Below are 16,943 nucleotides of genomic sequence, written 5' to 3'. Positions count from 1 at the left end.
ATCCAGACGTGTCTGTAACCGTCCTTTTGCAAGGGCGTCGCTGGATCAGGCGGGCTAGTTTATAGGCACAGTCAACGGCGCAGGGAGTCCAAGGCATGGCCAGTGGTCGCACCAGCATTTTTGTGTTGGCCGGGGTCGGCGTCTGCACCGCAGCGGCGGTGGTTGGCGGTGAGTGGTTCATGGCCCCGAGTTCCGCCTCCTTGATCACCGACAGCCCGAAGGAGGTGATCGACCAGGCCTGGCAGATCGTCTTCCGCGACTACCTCGACACCACCGGCAAGTTCACGCAGGACGATTGGCGCCAGCTGCGCCGTGATCTGCTCGCCAAGAGCTACGGCAACGACAAGGATGGTTATGAGGCGATCCGGGGGATGCTCGGCACCCTCAACGACCCGTACACCCGCTTCATGGACCCGCGGGAGTTCAAGGAGATGCAGATCGACACCTCCGGAGAGCTCTCCGGGGTGGGGATTCAGCTGAGTCTCGACAAGGAGACCAAGGAGCTGATGGTGGTCTCGCCGATCGCTGGTTCGCCCGCTTCCCGGGCAGGGGTCCAGCCGAAGGACGTGATCGTCCAGATCGACGGCAAGTCCACCAAGGGCATGACAACTGAGGATGCGGTCAAGCTGATCCGTGGCCAGGCCGGCAGCACGGTCACGCTGCAGATGCGCCGCAACAATCAGCTGCTTGATGTGCCCCTCACCCGCGCGCGGATCGAGCTCCACGCGGTTGAACATCAGATCAACACCAGTCCCGATGGGATGAAGGTGGGCTACATCCGCCTCAAGCAGTTCAACGCCAATGCCTCTAAGGACATGCGCGCCGCGCTCTTAGACCTGGAGAGTCAGGGGGTGCAGGGCTACGTTCTCGACCTGCGCAGCAATCCCGGTGGTCTGCTGGCCGCCAGTGTCGAGATCGCTCGCCAGTGGCTCGATGAGGGCATCATCGTCTCCACCCGCACCCGTGATGGTATTCAGGATGTCAAGCGGGCCAACGGTCGGGCGCTGACAAAGTCGCCCGTGGTGGTTCTGGTCAACGAGGGTTCAGCCAGTGCCAGCGAAATTCTCTCCGGTGCCCTGCAGGACAACAAGCGCGGCGAGCTGGTTGGCCAGAAAACCTTCGGCAAGGGCCTGGTTCAGTCGGTGCGGGGGCTCTCGGACGGCTCCGGCATGACGGTGACGATCGCCAAATACCTCACCCCGAGCGGGCGCGACATCCACAAGCACGGGATTTCGCCGGATGTGTCGGTGAAGATGAGCGAGAGAGAGATTCAAGATCTCCAACTCGAAGACATCGGCACCCGCAAAGACAGTCAGTACAGGGCGGCAGAAACCCTCTTGGTCAAACAGCTCAGAACCCTCGGCCAAGCTCCAGCTAAGCCCTATAACCCCACCAGCGCCAACCTTCCTGCCGCACTCGAAAAGCCCTGAAGCTCAGGGCTTTTACGCCTGTTGCCTGGCGATCTCGCCCGGCATTCCAGGTTGCCTGAGTCAGCTGATGGGCTGCATCAAGCCGCCGCCGGGGCTGGAATCGTCGTCGTCGTTGTTTTTCTGCTCGGTTTGAAACAGGGCAAACAGGCTTAGGGCCAGGCCACTGACCACAAAGCACACCAAGCTGAAACTGGCATCAAGAGCTGCTGCATCACTACCGATATCGATCAGTTCGCCCAAAGCCCTTGCCCGAAGTGAGGCAATTGTAACGAACTTTTGCGGAAGTGCGGATTTGGGCCTGAGACTCGCTCACACCACCAACACTGCCGCGTTCTGCGCCGCTGATTGGTCCTGTTGTTGGGCCGGGGTGAGTCCGTCAGCCTGGGGGATCTGGCTGGCCATGGCGGTGAGCCACTCCATCAGGGTTTCGAGCTGCTTGTCGGCGGGCAGCACACTGAGGCCGCGGGCCAGCACTTTGGCCGTGCTGCCGGCGCCGCCTTGGTACACCAGCCGGCCATGCAGGTGTTGAGGCAAACCCTGGCGCAGCAGGCGGAAGGCGGGTTCTTCCATCGGGGTTTCGAGCACCAGATTGGGTTTTTCGGGTTTGATGCGCGAAAAGCCGCAGCGCTTGGCGATCAGTTTCAGCTCCATCAGCTGCAGCAGGCTGTTCACCGGCGCCGGCAGGGCGCCGTAGCGGTCGATCCAGTCGGCGGCGAGCTCCAGCAGTTCGCCCTTGCCGCCGCAGGCGGCGGCGGCGCGATAGGCCGCCATCTTCTCGTCGGCTTCGGTGATCCACTCGGCCGGGATGAAGGCGGTGATCGGTAGGTCGATCTGGGTGTCTTCCACGGCCGGGATGTCCTGGCCCTGGATTTCGGCGAGGGATTCCTGCAGCATCTCCATGTAGAGATCGAAGCCGATGGTTTCCATCTGGCCGCTCTGCTCCACCCCAAGCAGATTGCCGACGCCGCGGATTTCCATGTCGCGCATCGCCAGCTGGTAGCCACTGCCCAGTTGGGCGAATTCCTGGATGGCCCGCAGCCGCTGCCGGGCGGCCTCACTCAAGGCCGCATCGCCGGGATAGAAGAGCCAGGCGTGGGCTTGCACGCCGCTGCGGCCCACCCGCCCACGCAGTTGATACAACTGCGCCAGGCCAAACTTGTGGGCATCTTCCACCAGGATCGTGTTCACCCGGGGAATATCCAGGCCGCTCTCGATGATCGTGGTGCAGAGCATCACATCGGCTTCACCGGCGTTGAAGGCCACCATGGCGCTCTCCAGCTCCCCTTCCGCCATCTGGCCGTGGGCCACCAGCAGCTTCAGGCCCGGCAGCATCAGGCGCAGCGCTTCAGCCACCTCCTCGATCCCCTCCACCCGCGGTACCACGTAGAACACCTGGCCGCCGCGGTCGAGTTCCTGGCGGATGGCGCTGCGTACCGCCTCGTCGTCACGGGCAGCGAGGTGGGTCTTGATCGGCCGCCGCAGCGGCGGTGGCGTGGTGATCAGGCTCATTTCGCGCACCCCGGAGAGGCTCATGTAGAGCGTGCGCGGGATCGGTGTGGCCGAGAGCGTGAGCACGTCCACGTCTTTGCGCAGCGCCTTGATTTTTTCTTTCTGCTGCACACCGAAACGCTGTTCTTCATCCACCACCAGCAGGCCGAGTTGCTCGAAGCTGGTGCCCTTGCCCAGCAGCTGGTGGGTGCCCACCACCACATCAACCGTGCCGGCCTTGAGCCCTTCGAGGATCGTCTTGCGTTCGCTGCTGGTGCGGAAGCGGTTCAGCAGGGCCACCTTGATTGGGTACGGGGCGAAGCGTTCGCTCAAGGTGCGCCAGTGCTGCTGGGCCAGCACCGTGGTGGGAGCGAGCAGGGCGGCCTGCTTGCCGGCTGTCACCGCCTTGAACAGGGCCCGGATCGCCACTTCGGTTTTGCCGAAGCCCACATCGCCGCAGACCAGCCGGTCCATCGGCTGGGGCTTCTCCATGTCGCGCTTCACCTCGCTGATCGCCTTGGACTGGTCTGGGGTGGGCTCGTAGGGGAAGGAATCCTCCAGCTCCAGCTGCCAGGGGCCATCGGCGGGGAAGGCGAACCCGGGGGCCTGGTGGCGTTCGGCATAGAGCTTGACGAGATCGAGCGCCACCTTGCGCACGGTCTTGAGGGCCCGTTCCTTGGCCCGGCTCCAGGCCACCCCGCCCATGCGGTTGAGATCGGGTGGGGCGTCGCTGCTGGCCCGGTAGCGGCCGAGGCTGCCGAGCTGGTCGGCCGCCACCCGCAGGGTGCCGTCGGCGTATTGCACCACCAGGTAGTCGCGGGATTCGCCGCTGATCGCCAGATTTTCGAGCTTCAAGAAGCGGCCGATGCCGTGGTTGCGGTGCACCACGAAATCGCCGGGCTGCATCTTGCCGGGATCGACGGTGCGGCTGGCCGCCTTGCGCCGCCGCCGCACGTAGCCCGAGGTCCCCAGGCTCTGCTGGCCGAAAAATTCGCGGTCGGTGAGCAGCACCAGCTTCCAGGCCGGCAGCTGCAGCCCATCAAGCTCGGCGCTGCCCCTGATCTTCAGGGCCACCGGCGTGTTCTGGTCGATCAGGCGCTCGATCGCCGGGATGTCGTTGGAGTTGGGCACGAAGCGGGTGATGCAGTCGTGCTCTTCGAGCAGGGCCACGGCGCGGCTGGGCTGGGCTGACACCAGCCAGACCCGGGCCTTCTCCTGCTGGTAGCCCTTCACCAGCGCCGCCAGCCGGCCGAACTGGTTGGGGTGGGCGGGCACGGCCCGGCCGGCCAGATCAAAGCTGTTGGGATGGCGGTCGCTCTCGTGCAGTTCGGCGAGATCGAAACCGGCGAAGGCCCCGGCTTCGGCCAGGGCCTCGGCGGCCGGACGATGCAGCCGCGGCACCGGCACCTCAGCGTGATGGTCTTCGGCGTGGTCGAACCATTGCTGGCCGTGGGCCAGGCAGTGGCTGCGCCCATCAATGGCGATCAGGGTGTGGGCGGGCAGGTAATCCAGCAGCGAGGCCGGTTGCGCCCAGGCCAGCCCCATCAGCCGCCGCATCCCCTCGGGGGTGCCGCCTTCGAGCAACTGGTCGAGGGCTTCGGGGCTGAGCAGGCCTTCGAGCCCATCGGGCATCGAGGCCCGCAGGGCATCGGCCACCAGGGGGCCATACCCGGTGGGGGTGAGACGCACGGTCTCGATCGGATCGAGCGAGCGCTGGCTGGCCAGGTCGAACTCGCGCAGTTTCTCGAGCGTGTCGCCGAAGAACTCCAGGCGCACCGGCAGCTCGGCGCTCACCGGAAACACATCAACGATGTCGCCGCGGCGGCTCCAGCTGCCTTCCTGCTCGATCGTTGGCACCCGCTCGTAACCCAGCCGGCTGAGGGTGTCAGCCAGGGCGTCGAGGTCGACCAGCTGGCCCTTGCGCAGGCTGAGGCACTGGGCCGCCAGGGCCGCCGGTGGCGGCAGGTGGGGTTGCAGCGCCCGCTCGGTCGCCACGATCGCGCCGCACCAGCCGCGGGCGCCGGCGCCATCCACCAGCTCACTGAGCACCTGGAGCTGGCCCCAGGTGATCTCGCTGGTGGGGTCAAACGGTTCGTAGGGCGAGCCTTCGCTGGTGGGATAAAGGGCGGTGGTCGGCCAGCCCATCAGCTCCAGCAGGGAGCTCCAGCGGCCCGCCTCCTCCAGGGTCGGCACCACCACCAGCAACGGCGCCGCAGCCAGCCGGGCCAGGGCGCTGCTGATCAGGGCCCGGCCCGGCCGGCCGGCGCCGCTCAGCCGCAGGCGATCCGGCCGCTTGCTGCGCTCCAGCACTTCCCCGGTCAGGGGCACCTGCTCGAGCTGGCGCACCAGGGCGGTGAGGGGCATCAGGCTGGGCCGGCGAAGGGATTTGATCCTGCCAGTTCCGCGCCAGCCGCCGCTGGTGCCGAAGCGAGGCAGCATGGTGCGCAGCCGTCGCCCCGCCTCCCTGGCCCGCTCCCGCTCCAGCTATCACAACCTTCAGAAGCCAAGCCCCCGGAAACCTGGCCTTCGGGGTTTCGTCCTGGTGGTGGGCGGAGTTTTCGGGGCTGGCCTGGCCTGGTCGCTGCTGCCCCAGGCCCCGGGCCTCCCGCTTGAGGCCTTGCAGGCGTTGCCGCTGCGGCTCAGTGAAGGCTGGATCGCCAGGGCGCCGGCGCCCCCCAGGCCGGGCGACGTGGTGCTCGGCTCCCCCCAGTTGCCTGACCTGCTGGAGCAACTCAAGCTGGCTGACCAGAACTGGCGGCCCCGGGCCGTACCCCTTGCCGGCGGCGGCTTTCGCTACCTCTACCTGCGCCGCGCCGATGATCCCCTGCTGACGATCGATCAGATCAAGCAGCGGATCCTCAATCCACCCGCGTTCGAGCGGGAACTCCAGGCGATCGCCGCCCTGGTGCCCGCCTTGGAGGGTGTCGGTGTGCGCCTGCTGCTGGGGCCGCCGATCCGGCAGGGAGCCACGGCCGAGTGGGATCCGGCGGGGCGCACGATCCGGATCCAGCCCGCCGTGGTGAAGAGCGGCAGCCTGGAATTTGCCCGCGTGCTCAACCACGAGGCGATCCACGTGGCCCAGAGTTGCCGCCGTGGATCGCCGTCGGCCTCACCGCGGCTGTTGGGACTCTCCAACAACCTCGACCCGCAGGGACAGCGCCACCTCGACGATCCGCTCTACGCCAGAGCCTCGGCCCTGGAGCGTTCCCTGGAGAGGGAGGCCTACGCCAACCAGCAGCGCCTCGATCTGGCCCTCTCCCTGCTGGAGAGCGAATGCCCGCAGAGGCGCTGAACGGCAGTCAGCTGAACGGCACTCAAAGAACTGGGAGTTCACCGATCAACACCCCCTCCAGCAGCATGTTGAACTGCAGCAGCTGTTCGTCGCTGAGTTGCTGGCGGCTGGCTAAGGCGAAGTGCTTCTCCAGGAACTCCCGGCCCTGGCTGGCTCCCCACCGCAGCTGGCCGAGCAGCTGATCGCACTGGCCGAGCAGTTCCGGCCGCCGCAGGGGTGGGGGCACCAGGGCTGGATCGCTGCCCTCAGCCAGCTGGCGCAGGGCGTTGCGATAGGCGAGCAGGTCGGCATAGCGGATCAGACGGCTGCGGCTGGGATGGCCGAAGGCCCGCGCCAGGTAGGTCGCCTCCTGCTCGCGGCCCCAGCCCAGCCGCTTCAGCTGCAGCTCCACCTCCGTCAACTCGTCGCTCCAATCCTCGGGATCAGTGGGCGGTTCGGCCTCAGGGGCCGACGGGCTGGATGGTTCTTTGACGGCAGGCTCGGGGCTGACGCTGAGCAACGGGGCCTGTCGGGGAGCCGGAGGTCGGGCTGTGGCGGCAGTGGCTCCTTCGGTGGCTATGGGGACCTCCGCATCGGGGCTCAGCCGACTCAGGAGGCGATCGATCGCCCGGTCTTCGGCCGCCTCGGCGCTGCTTCCCTCGCCGACGGCACTGCCCAGGCAGGCGCCCTGCTGCCAGGCGGACACCAGCACCACCCGGGGGCCTGGCTCGGCATGGACCAGCTGGGACTGCAACTGCATGGGGGCTGAGAAGGCGTTGTGGATTTTCTAGAGTGGCTGGCTACGCGCACCACTGGATCGTTCATGGAAGCGGAGTCGATCGAATCGCTGACGCCCCTGTTGCAACATGCGGATCAGTGGAGCGAAGTGCTGCTGCTGCTGCCCTTGTTGGTCGCCCTTGAGGCCGTCCTTTCTGCCGACAATGCCATCGCCCTGGCGGCAATCTCCCGGCGACTGCCTGACCCCCTGAGCCAGCGTCAGGCGCTCAACCTGGGCCTGTTGCTGGCCCTGGTGTTTCGCATGGGTCTGATCGTGGCAGCCCGCTGGGTGCTCAACCTCTGGCCCTTGCAGCTGGCGGCGGCGGCCTACCTGCTCTGGCTGGCTGGCTCCAACCTGCTGGGCTCGAGCCCGGCCAGCTCTCCGCAGGACAGATCTCCGCAGGACAGCGCCGCGCAGATCGGCGAGCCACAGACGAACCCGGAGCCCCCAGGGCCGGCCAATGGCCTGGGGAGTGTGGTGCTGACCCTGGCTGTCACCGACCTGGCCTTTTCACTCGACAGCGTGGCTGCCGCCGTGGCGGTCACCGATCGCCTCTGGCTGGTGATGCTGGGTGGCTTGATCGGCGTGATTGCCCTGCGGCTCACCGCTGAATTGTTCATCCGCTGGCTGGAGGTGTATGCCCATCTGGAGCGGGCCGGCTACCTGGCGGTGGGCCTTGTCGGACTGCGGCTGCTACTGCGTCTGGCGCTGCCCCAGTTCGAGATGCCGGAGTGGGTGTTGATGCTGCTGGTGGCTTCCCTGTTCCTCTGGGGCTTCTCCAGGCGCAATCCAGAGGTGGCGGCGGAGGTGACCCCCTGAGCCCCCTGCGCGTTGACCTGCTCCAGGCCGGCAGCGGCCAGCTGTTGGAGCACTTCGAGGTTGGTGAGCTCGGGGAGCTGCCCCAGCCGGGCCTGTGGTTTCAGGTCGGGGCACGCAGCTTCCTGGTGCTGCAGCGCCACCACCGTTACCGGCTATGCAATGGTCGCTATGAACTGGCCTCGGTGGCCCTGAAGGTGAAGGTGCAGCGCCAGCCGGAGGATTCTCGCTGGTGGAATCAGCACTGGGTGATCGGCGATCCCAGTTGCCGCTTCAATGCCCGCACCCCCCTGCTGCGCTGCGCTGTCCTGCCGGAAGGGCCCTGCGAGCGCTGCTCCCACTACGCCCCGGGCTGAAGCCAGAAATCAAGCCAGGGCCTGCCGGATGGCAATGAGGGCGAAGCAGAGAAACAGGCCACCGCTGAGGCGAAAGAGCAGCCGCTCCTGAATCCGCCGGCCGATCCACTTGCCGGCGCCCACCGCCAGCCCCGTCACCAGCCCATGGCCGGCCAGGGTGCCGGCCAGCAGGCCGGCGAAGCTGAAGGCCGGTGCGGTGGCCAGGGCGATGGTGGCGAACTGGGTGCGATCCCCCAGCTCGGCGAGGAACACCAGCACGAAGCTCTCGCGGATCACTGCCCAGCTGCCCAATCCGATCTGGCGGTCTTCGGCCCTGTTCACCAGCTCCTCGGCCTCCTTGGCTTCCTGCTCAGCGGCCCCCTCTCCCATCGTCTGGGCATCGACCAGGAGTTTGAGGCCGAACCCCGCGAACAACAGCGCCGCCAGCCAGGGAACCAGGGCCGGCGGCAGCAGTTCGCGCAGGCCATAGCCCAGAGCCAGCGAAATCAAGGTGACGGCGGCCAGGGCGCTGAAGGCCCCGATGAACACCCAGCGCCCGCGGTGGCGGGCCGCCAGCAGCATGGCCACGAAGAAGGTCTTGTCGCCCAGCTCCGCCAGGGTGATGGCGGTGAAGCTGGAGCCGAAAGCGGCGAGGGCGGGATCCGTAGCCATCAGAACGGTTCGCCACAACCGTGTGCCTTGGCCGCAAGCCCCTGCACCGCTGTGATCGGCACCAGCTCGATCCTTAGCAGCACGATCAACATCCGCCGGTGTTCCCGCTCATGGATGATCAGATCGAGGCGTGGCATCGGCGTTCAACCTGGGGGGATCACCTGTTGGATCAAGGCCATGTAAAGCGGAATCCCCACAATGATGTTGAACGGGAAGGTGACCCCCAGCGCCGTTGAGATGTAGAGGCTCGGGTTGGCCTCCGGCACGGTCAGGCGCATGGCCGCTGGAACGGCGATGTAGGAGGCGCTGGCGCAGAGCACCATGAACAGCAGCGTGTCCCCCTGCGGCAGGGAGAGCAACAAGGAAACGCCAAGCCCGACGACGGCATTGACCAGGGGCATCAGCAGCGCAAAGCCAATTAAGAAGGCGCCGGCCCGGCGCAGATCTCCCAGCCGCTGGGCGGCCACCAGGCCCATGTCGAGCAGAAAGAAACTCAGGACGCCGTAGAAGAGCTTGTCGGTGAAGGGAGCCATCTTCTCGATCCCTCCGGGGCTGAAGGCGGCCACCAGCAGGCCGATCAGCAGGCTGCCGACCAGCAGCAGCACCGAACTGTTCAAGAAGGCTTCATGCAGCAGGCTGCGCCAGTGGATCTCCTCACGCCCGCTTGCCTCCCCAGCCCCACGGCCTGGATCGCTGCGCGGCCGGCCGCCGGAGAGTTTCACCAGCAGCAGGCCAACGATGATCGCCGGCGATTCCATCAGGGCGAGGGCGGCCACCATGAAGCCGTCGTGGGGGGTGCCGGTGACATCGAGAAAGCTCTCCGCCGTGATGAAGGTGACGGCACTGATCGATCCGTAGGTGGCGGCGATCGCCGCGGCATTGAAGCGGTCGAGCCCCTGCCTGAGCACAAAAAAGCAGTAGATCGGCACCAGCACCGACATCACCATCGCCGCCAAGACCGTCACCACCACCTGGAAGCCAAGGCCGCTTTGCTGCAGCTCCACGCCACCCCTGAAGCCGATCGCCAGCAGCAGGTAAAGGGAAAAGAGCTTGGGCAGCGGGGCCGGAATCTCCAGATCCGAGCCCACCAGCACCGCAACCACGCCGAGGGCAAAAAACAGAACCGGCGGTGAGAGCAGGTTCTGCAGCACCAGGCTGGTGTCCATGGGGTGCCTGGCTCTGAATCAGCGGGTAGGAATGTCGACCCTACAGAGCAGGGTTGGGCTCACGGCCAGGGGATCCCAGGGGTTGAAAGGTGAGCAAACAGGATCCGATGGGATCAACCCTTGACCGCATCGCCGCTGGCACTGGGCAGGATGTAGCGCTGCAGCAGCACGAACAGCAGCAGCACCGGCAGGATCGAAACCACCGAACCGGCGGCCACGATCCGCCAGTCGAGCGAGAAGCTGCTGGCCAGCTGCTGCAGGCCCAGGGGCAAGGTGTAGAAACCGGGATCGTCGAGGATCACCAGCGGCCAGAGGAAATCACTCCAGGTGCCGATGAACACGAACATCGCCAGGGTGATCAGGTCAGCGCGGGCGGCAGGGATCATCACGTTCCACCATTCTCCCGCCGGCGTGCAGCCATCGATGCGGGCAGCCTCTTCGAGCTCCACCGGAACGCCGATGAAACTCTGGCGCAACAGAAAGATGCCGAAGGCTGTGGCCGCCTGGGGAATGATCAGGGCCCAGAGGGTGTTGCGCAGGCCCAGCTGCACCATCAACAGATACAGCGGAATCATCACCACCTGGAAGGGAATCAGGATGGTGGCCACCACCAGGGCCAGCACCGGGCCGCGGCCGGCGAAGCGCATCCGCGCCAGCGGGTAGGCCGCCAGCGAGCAGAACAGCAGGTTGCCGACCACCGCCAGCAGGCTCACCACCGTGCTGTTGAACAGGTAGAGCCCCATGGGGTGGTCGGCGAACAGGCGCCGGTAGGCGTCGAGGCTGGGCTGCTCGGGCAACAGGGCCGGCGGGGTGGTGAAGATGTTCTCCGCTGGTCCCTTCAGCGAGGTGCTCACCAACCAGAACAGGGGCACCAGCACCAGCAGCGCCAGGGCCAGCAACACAACCAGCAGCAGAACGTTCGCTGCCCTTGATTTGCCCACCGCGGATGTGCTCAAAGCGTCGGCCCCGCGGCAATCGCCAACGGCGCTTGCTGGGGATGGAGAGGGGTGCGTTCGCGGCCATGCAGCAGCCGGTTGAGGGCGTTGACGAACGCCTGGGCCGCCGCCACGACAATGTCGGTGTCAGCGGAATGGCCGGAGTAGAGCATCTCCTGGTGGCGCAGACGGATCGTCACTTCGCCCATGGCATCGATTCCCTCGGTCACTGATTTGACGCTGAATTCCACCAGCTCATTGGGTACCCCCGCCAACGCGTTTAGGGCCTGGCAGACCGCATCCACCGGGCCGGTGCCGATGGAGGCGGTGGTTCGTTCACCGCCATCGGCATCCACCAGGGTGACCGTGGCGGTGGGCTGCAGTTGGCTGCCGGTGCTCACCTGCACCAACTTGAGGGTGAAAACAGCTTCGAGTTGCTGGGCCTGTTCGCTGACGATCGCTTCGAGATCGCGGTCGGTGATGTCCCGTTTGCGATCGGCCAGTTCCTTGAAGCGGGCAAAGGCTTCGGCGAGATCGTGGGCGTCGAGGGAGTAGCCCAGCTCCTCCAGCCGGGCCCGGAAGGCGCTGCGGCCACTGAGCTTGCCCAGGGAGAGCCGGGTGTCGCTCAGGCCGATCGTGCGGGCGTCGATGATCTCGTAGGTGAGGCGGTTCTTGAGCACGCCGTCCTGGTGGATGCCCGATTCATGGGCGAAGGCATTGGCACCGACGATCGCTTTGTTGGGCTGAACCATCATCCCGGTGAGGTTCGAGACCAGCCGCGAGGTTTTGTAGATCTCCTCGGTGCGGATCCGGGTGAGTGGCGCGATGCTCTGGGCTGGCCGCTGCAGAAAGGGGTTGAAATAGCTGCGCCGCACATGCAGGGCCATCACCAGCTCTTCGAGCGAGGCGTTGCCGGCCCGTTCGCCGATGCCGTTGATGGTGCACTCCAGCTGGCGGGCGCCGTTTTTCACCGCTTCAAGAAAGTTGGCCACAGCCAGGCCGAGGTCGTTGTGGCCATGGACGGAGATCACCGCCTGGTTGATGTTGGGAACATGGCGATTGATGCCGGCAATCAGGGCGCCGAATTCACTGGGGGTGATGTACCCCACGGTGTCGGGGATGTTGATCGTGGTGGCGCCGGCGGCGATGGCCGCTTCGATCACTTCGTAGAGGTATTCGGGGTCGCTGCGACCGGCATCTTCGCAGGAGAACTCCACATCCTCAACAAGCGAGCGGGCGTAGGCCACCATCTCGGCGGCAATTGCCAGCACCTCGCTTCTGCTCTTGCGCAGTTTGTGCTCCAGGTGGATGTCGCTGGTGGCGATGAAGGTGTGGATGCGGCGCCGGGCGGCCGGGGCCACCGCCTCGGCGCAGGCCTTGATGTCGTTTTCCGTCGCCCTTGCCAGCCCGCAGATCACCGGACCCTCCGGTCGCCCCACGGTGGCGGCGATGCGCTGCACGGCGTTGAAATCACCGGGGCTGGCGAAGGGAAAGCCGGCCTCAATAACGTCGACCTGGAGCCTGGCCAGCTGGTGGGCGATCGCCAGCTTCTCCTCCAGATTGAGGCTGGCGCCAGGGGACTGTTCCCCATCGCGCAGGGTGGTGTCGAAGATCAGAACCCGGCCGGGATCGCTGGCCATGACCGCTATAAGTCGAAGCGACTATGAGTTGAAACCAGTCTAGACGGAGGGGCAGATGACCACCTCGCGGCGGATCGGTTGCGGGCGGATCAGGTCGGTGGAACTCAGCTCGGCCCGCGGCCCTTCGCCACGGTTCTGCTCCAGCCGTTGGCTTGCTGTGGCCAGCAGGGCTTCTGATTTCTCGAGCCTGGAGCGCAGCTGGGAGAGATCGATGAACTGATCGACCGCATTGCGCAGTTCCCGCGGCACCATGCCTTCGCAGTTGATCAAGGTGATCTTCAGGCCCAAGGTGCGCAGTGTTTCGACCAGCCGCTCCAGGTCACGGCTGCCGCTCAGCAACCAGAGTTCATCGCTGCGCAGGGCCACGGTCATCAGATCCAGGCAGATCTCGACATCGAGATTGGCCCGGGCGAACTGGCGCTGCTCGGCGTCGTTGCCGAATTCACGCAACGGCTTGGTTCGCACCGTGAATCCCAGGCTGCTGAGCGCGTCGCGGAAGGGCCTCTGGTCACTGGGATCCTTGAGGCCCGTGTACCAGAAGGCACTGCCCAGCTCCACGCCCGGACCCTCCCGGGCCAACTCCAGCAGCCGGCGTGGGTCGAAGAACCAGCCGAGTTTCTGTTGGGCGTAAAACATGCCGTGTCCATCGACTGCCAGGCAACGCCGCATTGTTTCCCACCCCTTGGCATAGACCCTAGAAGTGGGCCAGGGGCACTGGGCCCGAGCCGTTGCCGCGAAATAACTCAGAATGTGACTGAATCCTGGTCGCCATCCGGTCGTTCCTCTGAGCGGCTGGATCCGGAACTGTCCTGGCCTTTAGAGTTGGACGATTGAGCGAAAGGGATGGCCGCAGGCGAACTGGCCCTCGTCCTCCACGCCCACCTCCCTTACGTCCGCAGCAGCCAGCCGGGTTCCCTGGAGCAGGACTGGTTCTTTCAGGCTGTCCTGGAGTGCTATCTGCCCCTGCTGCGCTTGCTCGAGGTCGGTGCCGCCGGCAGCGCGCCGAGCCCGCAGCTCAGCCTTGGGCTCTCGCCCACCTTGCTGTCGCTGCTGAGCGATCGCGATCTGCACCAACAGTTTCCGGTCTGGATCCAGCAGCGCCAAACCTTGCTGGCCTCGGCCCATCCCAGCCAGCAGCTGGCGGCAGTGGCCCTGGCTGAGCAGTTGCAGCAGGCCCGCAGCGACTGGCCGAGCGAAGCGGGCGAACTGCTCGCTCGCTTCCGTCAGCTTCAGCAGGCCGGCGTTCTCGATCTGATGACCTGCGCGGCGACGCACGGCTATCTGCCCCTGCTGCGCCAGACACCTGAGGCGGTTCAGGCCCAGCTGCTCACGGCGATTCGGGAGCATGAGCGCTTGCTCGGCGAGCGGCCCCTCGGCATCTGGCTGCCGGAGTGCGCGTACTACGAGGGCCTGGATCAACAGTTGGCCAGCTGCGGCCTGCGCTATGCCGTGCTCGATGGCCACGGCCTGCTGCATGGCTTGCCCCGCCCCCGTTACGGGATCTATGCCCCGATCTGTTCGCCAGCCGGGGTTGCCTTCTTTGGCCGTGATGGCAACACCACCCTGCCGGTCTGGTCAGCCAGCGAGGGCTATCCCGGCGATGGCGCCTACCGGGAGTTCCATCGGGACCTGGGCTGGGATCTGCCCGAGTCCGATCTCCAACAGCTGGGGATCCCCTGCAGCCGCCCTCTGGCCCTCAAGCTGCATCGGGTGACCGGCCAGGGTTGCCCGCTGGATCTCAAGCAGCCCTATGAGCCGGAACTGGCGAAAACCCAGGCGGCTGAGCATGCTGCCGATTACATCAGCGGGCGGCTCGCTGAGCTGAGGCGGCTGGAGGAGGTGATGGACCGTCCGCCGCTGCTTGTGGCCCCGTTCGATGCCGAGCTCTTCGGGCACTGGTGGTATGAGGGCCCCACCTTTCTGGCGGAAGTGTTCAGCCAGGGGGCGGCAGCGGGGCTCCGCTTCACCAGCTTGAAAGGGGTGTTGGCTGAGGCCAGACCGTTGCAGATCTGCCGGCCCTCACCTTCCAGCTGGGGACAGGGTGGCTACCACCACTACTGGCTCAACCCAAGCAACGCCTGGGTGGTGCCGGAATGGGAGCGGGCCTCGGCCGCCATGGTCAAACGAGTGAACAGCGGCGTGACCAGCGGCAAGACCTGTGGCCTGACCAGCGCCAAGCAAGAGCGGATCCTGACCCAGGCGGGGCGGGAGCTGCTGCTGGCCCAGTCTTCCGACTGGAGCTTCATCCTCCGCGCCGGCACCACCACGGAGCTGGCCCGCGACCGGATCCTCTCCCATCTGGACCGTTTCTGGCGCCTGCTCGATGCGCTTGAAACCGGAACAGAGCCGCCAAGCCAATGGCTGGCGGCACTCGAGAGTGAAGACAGAATTTTCCCGCTGCTCAACAGCGCCGACTGGGCAACTGCTGCCCTGCCATCTGCCGTCGTTCCCAGCTGATTGGTTTTGGTGATTGATTCTGTATCACTATTTGATGGCCTATTTCCTGGCCAGATTGTTCTCCAGTTGTTCAGTCTCTTTCCTGGCTAATCAGCTTTGTGATTGTTGCCAGCACGGCAGAATTTTTGCCTGGCATGTTTCAAACGGCCAAGAAGTCGCCAAAGCTCTCGCGTCGTTCAGTGGGATTCCGAGACGGCAGCTACAGTGAATAGGTGAGTGCCTTGAGTGAATTGAAAGCCATGTTCAAGAACGTGTTGGTCCCGACGGATGGCTCGGAACTCTCCACCCAGGCGATTCATTCGGCCGTTGACTTTGCCAAGGCCATTGGAGCGCGCCTTCAATTTATGCATGCGCGCTCCAGCCTTCCCCTCTCGCTCACTGGCATTGACCAGTGGGTCAATCCCTCCACGCTCGATGAGCTGATCACAGCCACCCGCGAAGATTCCGAGCGAATCCTGGCCGAAGCGATGGCGATCGCCGCCGCCGCCGGTGTGGAGGCCAAGGCGGAAGCCGTGGTGCATGAGGTGCCGTATCAGGCCATCATCTCGGCAGCCGATCAGCATCAGTGTGATCTCATTTACATGGCCTCCCATGGGCGCCGCGGTCTGAGCAACTTTCTGCTAGGCAGCCAGACCCAACGGGTGCTCACCCACGCCAGCCAGCCGGTTCTGGTTTCCCGCTGAGTTCATCCAGTCAGGACGCGTCCCAGCAGGGCCAACTCGCGGCCCTGCGGCTGAATCAGCCCCAATCGCACGGAGTTCGGGGCTGTGGCGAACAGGCGCAGCATCGCCTGAAGCAACTCAGGAACGGTGAGCGTATTCGCCAGAAATCCATACCATTCGGGCAGGGGCAGTGCAAAGAAGGCGGTGAAGAATTGACGCAGCTCTGCTTCGGAGAAGCGCATCAACTTCTCCAGCCCAAATTGATAAATGGCGTGCTTACGAACCAGGCTGGCCGGCCAGACCGCGCTCCAGCCCGCTGCGGCCACCCCCTCCGCGTTGAGGTTGGGATCGTTGAGCGCCGCAGCGATGGCGGCAGCCACCCCAGGAGCGCGGCGCAGCAGGGCCCCCACCAGGTAACCGGAGGCCGGATGGACCATGCTGGCCGCACCGCCGAAACCCACCACCCGCTGGCTCAGGTCAGGCAGGGGAAGATTCATCGGGAACAGGCAATGTTCTTGGTCGTGGATCGCTTCGATCGCCACGCCCCTGAACGCCAGCCGCCGCTGGAGGCGCCGCTGCAGTACATCCGGTGAAACGGCTGGCGCCAGGGCCAGCGAGGTTTCTTCCAGGAAATGCACGCCATCGCCCAGATCCATGGCGTAGAGGAAGGTGGGCGGCTCGTTCTGCCTCTCTTCGGCTGTGAGGTGGTCGGCGCGAAAGTCCATCAGCACGAATTGATCGGGCTCCACCGGCGCCGGACTGAACCGGCCAACGACGCCATAGGCCGCCTGGTAGGCGATGGGTCCCCGATCCGGCCGCTGCACGAACACCGGCTGATGGCCGCTGGCGTCGATCACCAGCCGTGCCCTGAGCTGCTTGCCTGTGGCCGTGCTCAGGCAGGACCCGTCCTGGTCGTGGCTGATGGTGGTGGCGAAGCCGCGGTGCCAGCGCAGATGGCCCTGCTCGCAGCGCTCCAGCCAGTGGGCCTGGAGCTTGGTGCGATCAAACAGGCCGTAGTCGTGCTGATGGGCTACCGCAGCCGATCCGAAATAGCTGATGCAGTTCGACCAGCGGTGCTCCAGCAGATGGCCGAGCCCCTGGGCCTCGAGTTCTGGTGCCCAGACCCCGTAGGTGTTGCCCCAGGGGGAATGGGGGTCGCCCGCCGAGAGGCCATCGACGCGCAGGCCTTGGGCGCAGAGGCCACTGGCGATGGCCAGGGCCGCTGGCCCCGAGCCGATCACCAGCACATCAGCTGTCACAGCAAACCCTCAAAGCGGGCCCTCACCTCTATCC

The 16,943-nt window shown here is 65.6% G+C and carries 16 protein-coding genes; 6 read left to right on the top strand and 10 right to left on the bottom strand.

Features of this window, described 5'->3' with window-relative positions:
* The first annotated feature begins 95 nt into the window (after positions 1 to 95).
* Positions 96 to 1,430, top strand: a complete 1,335-nt coding sequence (locus tag ACXMDM_RS00145) for a S41 family peptidase (protein WP_071800085.1) — start codon at positions 96 to 98, stop codon at positions 1,428 to 1,430.
* A gap of 60 nt (positions 1,431 to 1,490) precedes the next feature.
* Here the strand turns inward: ACXMDM_RS00145 and ACXMDM_RS00140 are convergent, their stop codons facing one another.
* Together ACXMDM_RS00140 and mfd are read right to left on the bottom strand one after the other, a co-directional pair.
* The gene (locus ACXMDM_RS00140) at positions 1,491 to 1,670 is read right to left on the bottom strand and encodes a hypothetical protein (protein WP_071800084.1); all 180 of its coding nucleotides are present in this window, start codon (positions 1,668 to 1,670) and stop codon (positions 1,491 to 1,493) included.
* Between the two features lie 69 nt (positions 1,671 to 1,739).
* The gene (gene mfd / locus ACXMDM_RS00135; RefSeq protein ID WP_071801933.1) at positions 1,740 to 5,282 is read right to left on the bottom strand and encodes a transcription-repair coupling factor; all 3,543 of its coding nucleotides are present in this window, start codon (positions 5,280 to 5,282) and stop codon (positions 1,740 to 1,742) included.
* A gap of 55 nt (positions 5,283 to 5,337) precedes the next feature.
* Between mfd and ACXMDM_RS00130 the strand changes: the two genes are divergently transcribed.
* Positions 5,338 to 6,210 (top strand): hypothetical protein, encoded by an 873-nt coding sequence (locus ACXMDM_RS00130; protein WP_145536615.1) that lies wholly within the window; start codon positions 5,338 to 5,340, stop codon positions 6,208 to 6,210.
* 22 nt (positions 6,211 to 6,232) lie between these two features.
* Here ACXMDM_RS00130 and ACXMDM_RS00125 read toward each other — a convergent pair whose 3' ends face one another.
* Positions 6,233 to 6,949: a hypothetical protein gene (locus tag ACXMDM_RS00125; protein ID WP_071800082.1), complete on the bottom strand. Its 717-nt coding sequence runs from the start codon at positions 6,947 to 6,949 to the stop codon at positions 6,233 to 6,235.
* A gap of 63 nt (positions 6,950 to 7,012) precedes the next feature.
* On the opposite strand from ACXMDM_RS00125, the gene ACXMDM_RS00120 reads away from it, so the two are divergent.
* Both ACXMDM_RS00120 and ACXMDM_RS00115 read left to right on the top strand, forming a co-directional pair.
* The gene (locus ACXMDM_RS00120) at positions 7,013 to 7,786 is read left to right on the top strand and encodes a DUF475 domain-containing protein (protein WP_071800081.1); all 774 of its coding nucleotides are present in this window, start codon (positions 7,013 to 7,015) and stop codon (positions 7,784 to 7,786) included.
* A 5-nt stretch (positions 7,787 to 7,791) separates the two neighbouring features.
* Positions 7,792 to 8,139: a DUF6464 family protein gene (locus ACXMDM_RS00115; RefSeq protein ID WP_071801932.1), complete on the top strand. Its 348-nt coding sequence runs from the start codon at positions 7,792 to 7,794 to the stop codon at positions 8,137 to 8,139.
* A gap of 9 nt (positions 8,140 to 8,148) precedes the next feature.
* Here the strand turns inward: ACXMDM_RS00115 and ACXMDM_RS00110 are convergent, their stop codons facing one another.
* The 6 genes from ACXMDM_RS00110 to ACXMDM_RS00085 all read right to left on the bottom strand — a co-directional run bounded on the left by ACXMDM_RS00110 (position 8,149) and on the right by ACXMDM_RS00085 (position 13,167).
* The gene (locus tag ACXMDM_RS00110) at positions 8,149 to 8,790 is read right to left on the bottom strand and encodes a TMEM165/GDT1 family protein (protein ID WP_071800080.1); all 642 of its coding nucleotides are present in this window, start codon (positions 8,788 to 8,790) and stop codon (positions 8,149 to 8,151) included.
* Positions 8,790 to 8,927, bottom strand: a complete 138-nt coding sequence (locus tag ACXMDM_RS00105; protein ID WP_162922839.1) for a hypothetical protein — start codon at positions 8,925 to 8,927, stop codon at positions 8,790 to 8,792. Before ACXMDM_RS00105 ends, ACXMDM_RS00110 begins: the two co-directional genes overlap by 1 nt.
* A gap of 6 nt (positions 8,928 to 8,933) precedes the next feature.
* The gene (locus ACXMDM_RS00100) at positions 8,934 to 9,956 is read right to left on the bottom strand and encodes a sodium-dependent bicarbonate transport family permease (protein ID WP_071800079.1); all 1,023 of its coding nucleotides are present in this window, start codon (positions 9,954 to 9,956) and stop codon (positions 8,934 to 8,936) included.
* A 113-nt stretch (positions 9,957 to 10,069) separates the two neighbouring features.
* Entirely contained in the window at positions 10,070 to 10,912 is an 843-nt protein-coding gene (locus ACXMDM_RS00095) for a carbohydrate ABC transporter permease (RefSeq protein WP_071800078.1), read from the bottom strand.
* Positions 10,909 to 12,531, bottom strand: a complete 1,623-nt coding sequence (locus ACXMDM_RS00090; RefSeq protein WP_071800077.1) for a 2-isopropylmalate synthase — start codon at positions 12,529 to 12,531, stop codon at positions 10,909 to 10,911. The genes ACXMDM_RS00095 and ACXMDM_RS00090 overlap by 4 nt, the downstream gene beginning before the upstream one ends.
* Before the next feature lie 39 nt (positions 12,532 to 12,570).
* Positions 12,571 to 13,167 (bottom strand): LabA-like NYN domain-containing protein, encoded by a 597-nt coding sequence (locus ACXMDM_RS00085; RefSeq protein ID WP_499569848.1) that lies wholly within the window; start codon positions 13,165 to 13,167, stop codon positions 12,571 to 12,573.
* Positions 13,168 to 13,374: 207 nt separating this feature from the next.
* Here ACXMDM_RS00085 and ACXMDM_RS00080 point away from each other — a divergent pair, with 207 nt between their 5' ends.
* On the top strand, positions 13,375 to 14,988 hold the full coding sequence (locus ACXMDM_RS00080; RefSeq protein ID WP_071800076.1) for a 1,4-alpha-glucan branching protein domain-containing protein: 1,614 nt from the start codon (positions 13,375 to 13,377) through the stop codon (positions 14,986 to 14,988).
* A gap of 221 nt (positions 14,989 to 15,209) precedes the next feature.
* Positions 15,210 to 15,671, top strand: coding sequence for a universal stress protein (locus tag ACXMDM_RS00075; protein WP_233831039.1), 462 nt, complete (start codon positions 15,210 to 15,212; stop codon positions 15,669 to 15,671).
* Between the two features lie 2 nt (positions 15,672 to 15,673).
* Here ACXMDM_RS00075 and crtL read toward each other — a convergent pair whose 3' ends face one another.
* Positions 15,674 to 16,909, bottom strand: coding sequence for a lycopene beta cyclase (gene crtL, locus ACXMDM_RS00070; protein ID WP_071800074.1), 1,236 nt, complete (start codon positions 16,907 to 16,909; stop codon positions 15,674 to 15,676).
* Positions 16,910 to 16,943: the final 34 nt, after the last annotated feature.

The sequence above is a fragment of the Synechococcus sp. CS-603 genome, from assembly GCF_977929215.1.
The sequence above is the reverse complement of the archived record's forward strand: the minus strand, read 5'-3'. Positions and strand labels throughout refer to the sequence as shown.

What these genes read in the sequence shown, in the direction of transcription:
- ACXMDM_RS00105 (WP_162922839.1), bottom strand. Translation starts at nt 8,927, where the DNA reads ATGCCACGCCTCGATCTGATCATCCATGAGCGGGAACACCGGCGGATG.
- ACXMDM_RS00085 (WP_499569848.1), bottom strand. Translation starts at nt 13,167, where the DNA reads ATGTTTTACGCCCAACAGAAACTCGGCTGGTTCTTCGACCCACGCCGG.
- ACXMDM_RS00110 (WP_071800080.1), bottom strand. Translation starts at nt 8,790, where the DNA reads ATGGCTACGGATCCCGCCCTCGCCGCTTTCGGCTCCAGCTTCACCGCC.
- ACXMDM_RS00100 (WP_071800079.1), bottom strand. Translation starts at nt 9,956, where the DNA reads ATGGACACCAGCCTGGTGCTGCAGAACCTGCTCTCACCGCCGGTTCTG.
- ACXMDM_RS00080 (WP_071800076.1), top strand. Translation starts at nt 13,375, where the DNA reads ATGGCCGCAGGCGAACTGGCCCTCGTCCTCCACGCCCACCTCCCTTAC.
- mfd (WP_071801933.1), bottom strand. Translation starts at nt 5,282, where the DNA reads ATGCCCCTCACCGCCCTGGTGCGCCAGCTCGAGCAGGTGCCCCTGACC.
- ACXMDM_RS00145 (WP_071800085.1), top strand. Translation starts at nt 96, where the DNA reads ATGGCCAGTGGTCGCACCAGCATTTTTGTGTTGGCCGGGGTCGGCGTC.
- ACXMDM_RS00125 (WP_071800082.1), bottom strand. Translation starts at nt 6,949, where the DNA reads ATGCAGTTGCAGTCCCAGCTGGTCCATGCCGAGCCAGGCCCCCGGGTG.
- ACXMDM_RS00090 (WP_071800077.1), bottom strand. Translation starts at nt 12,531, where the DNA reads ATGGCCAGCGATCCCGGCCGGGTTCTGATCTTCGACACCACCCTGCGC.
- ACXMDM_RS00120 (WP_071800081.1), top strand. Translation starts at nt 7,013, where the DNA reads ATGGAAGCGGAGTCGATCGAATCGCTGACGCCCCTGTTGCAACATGCG.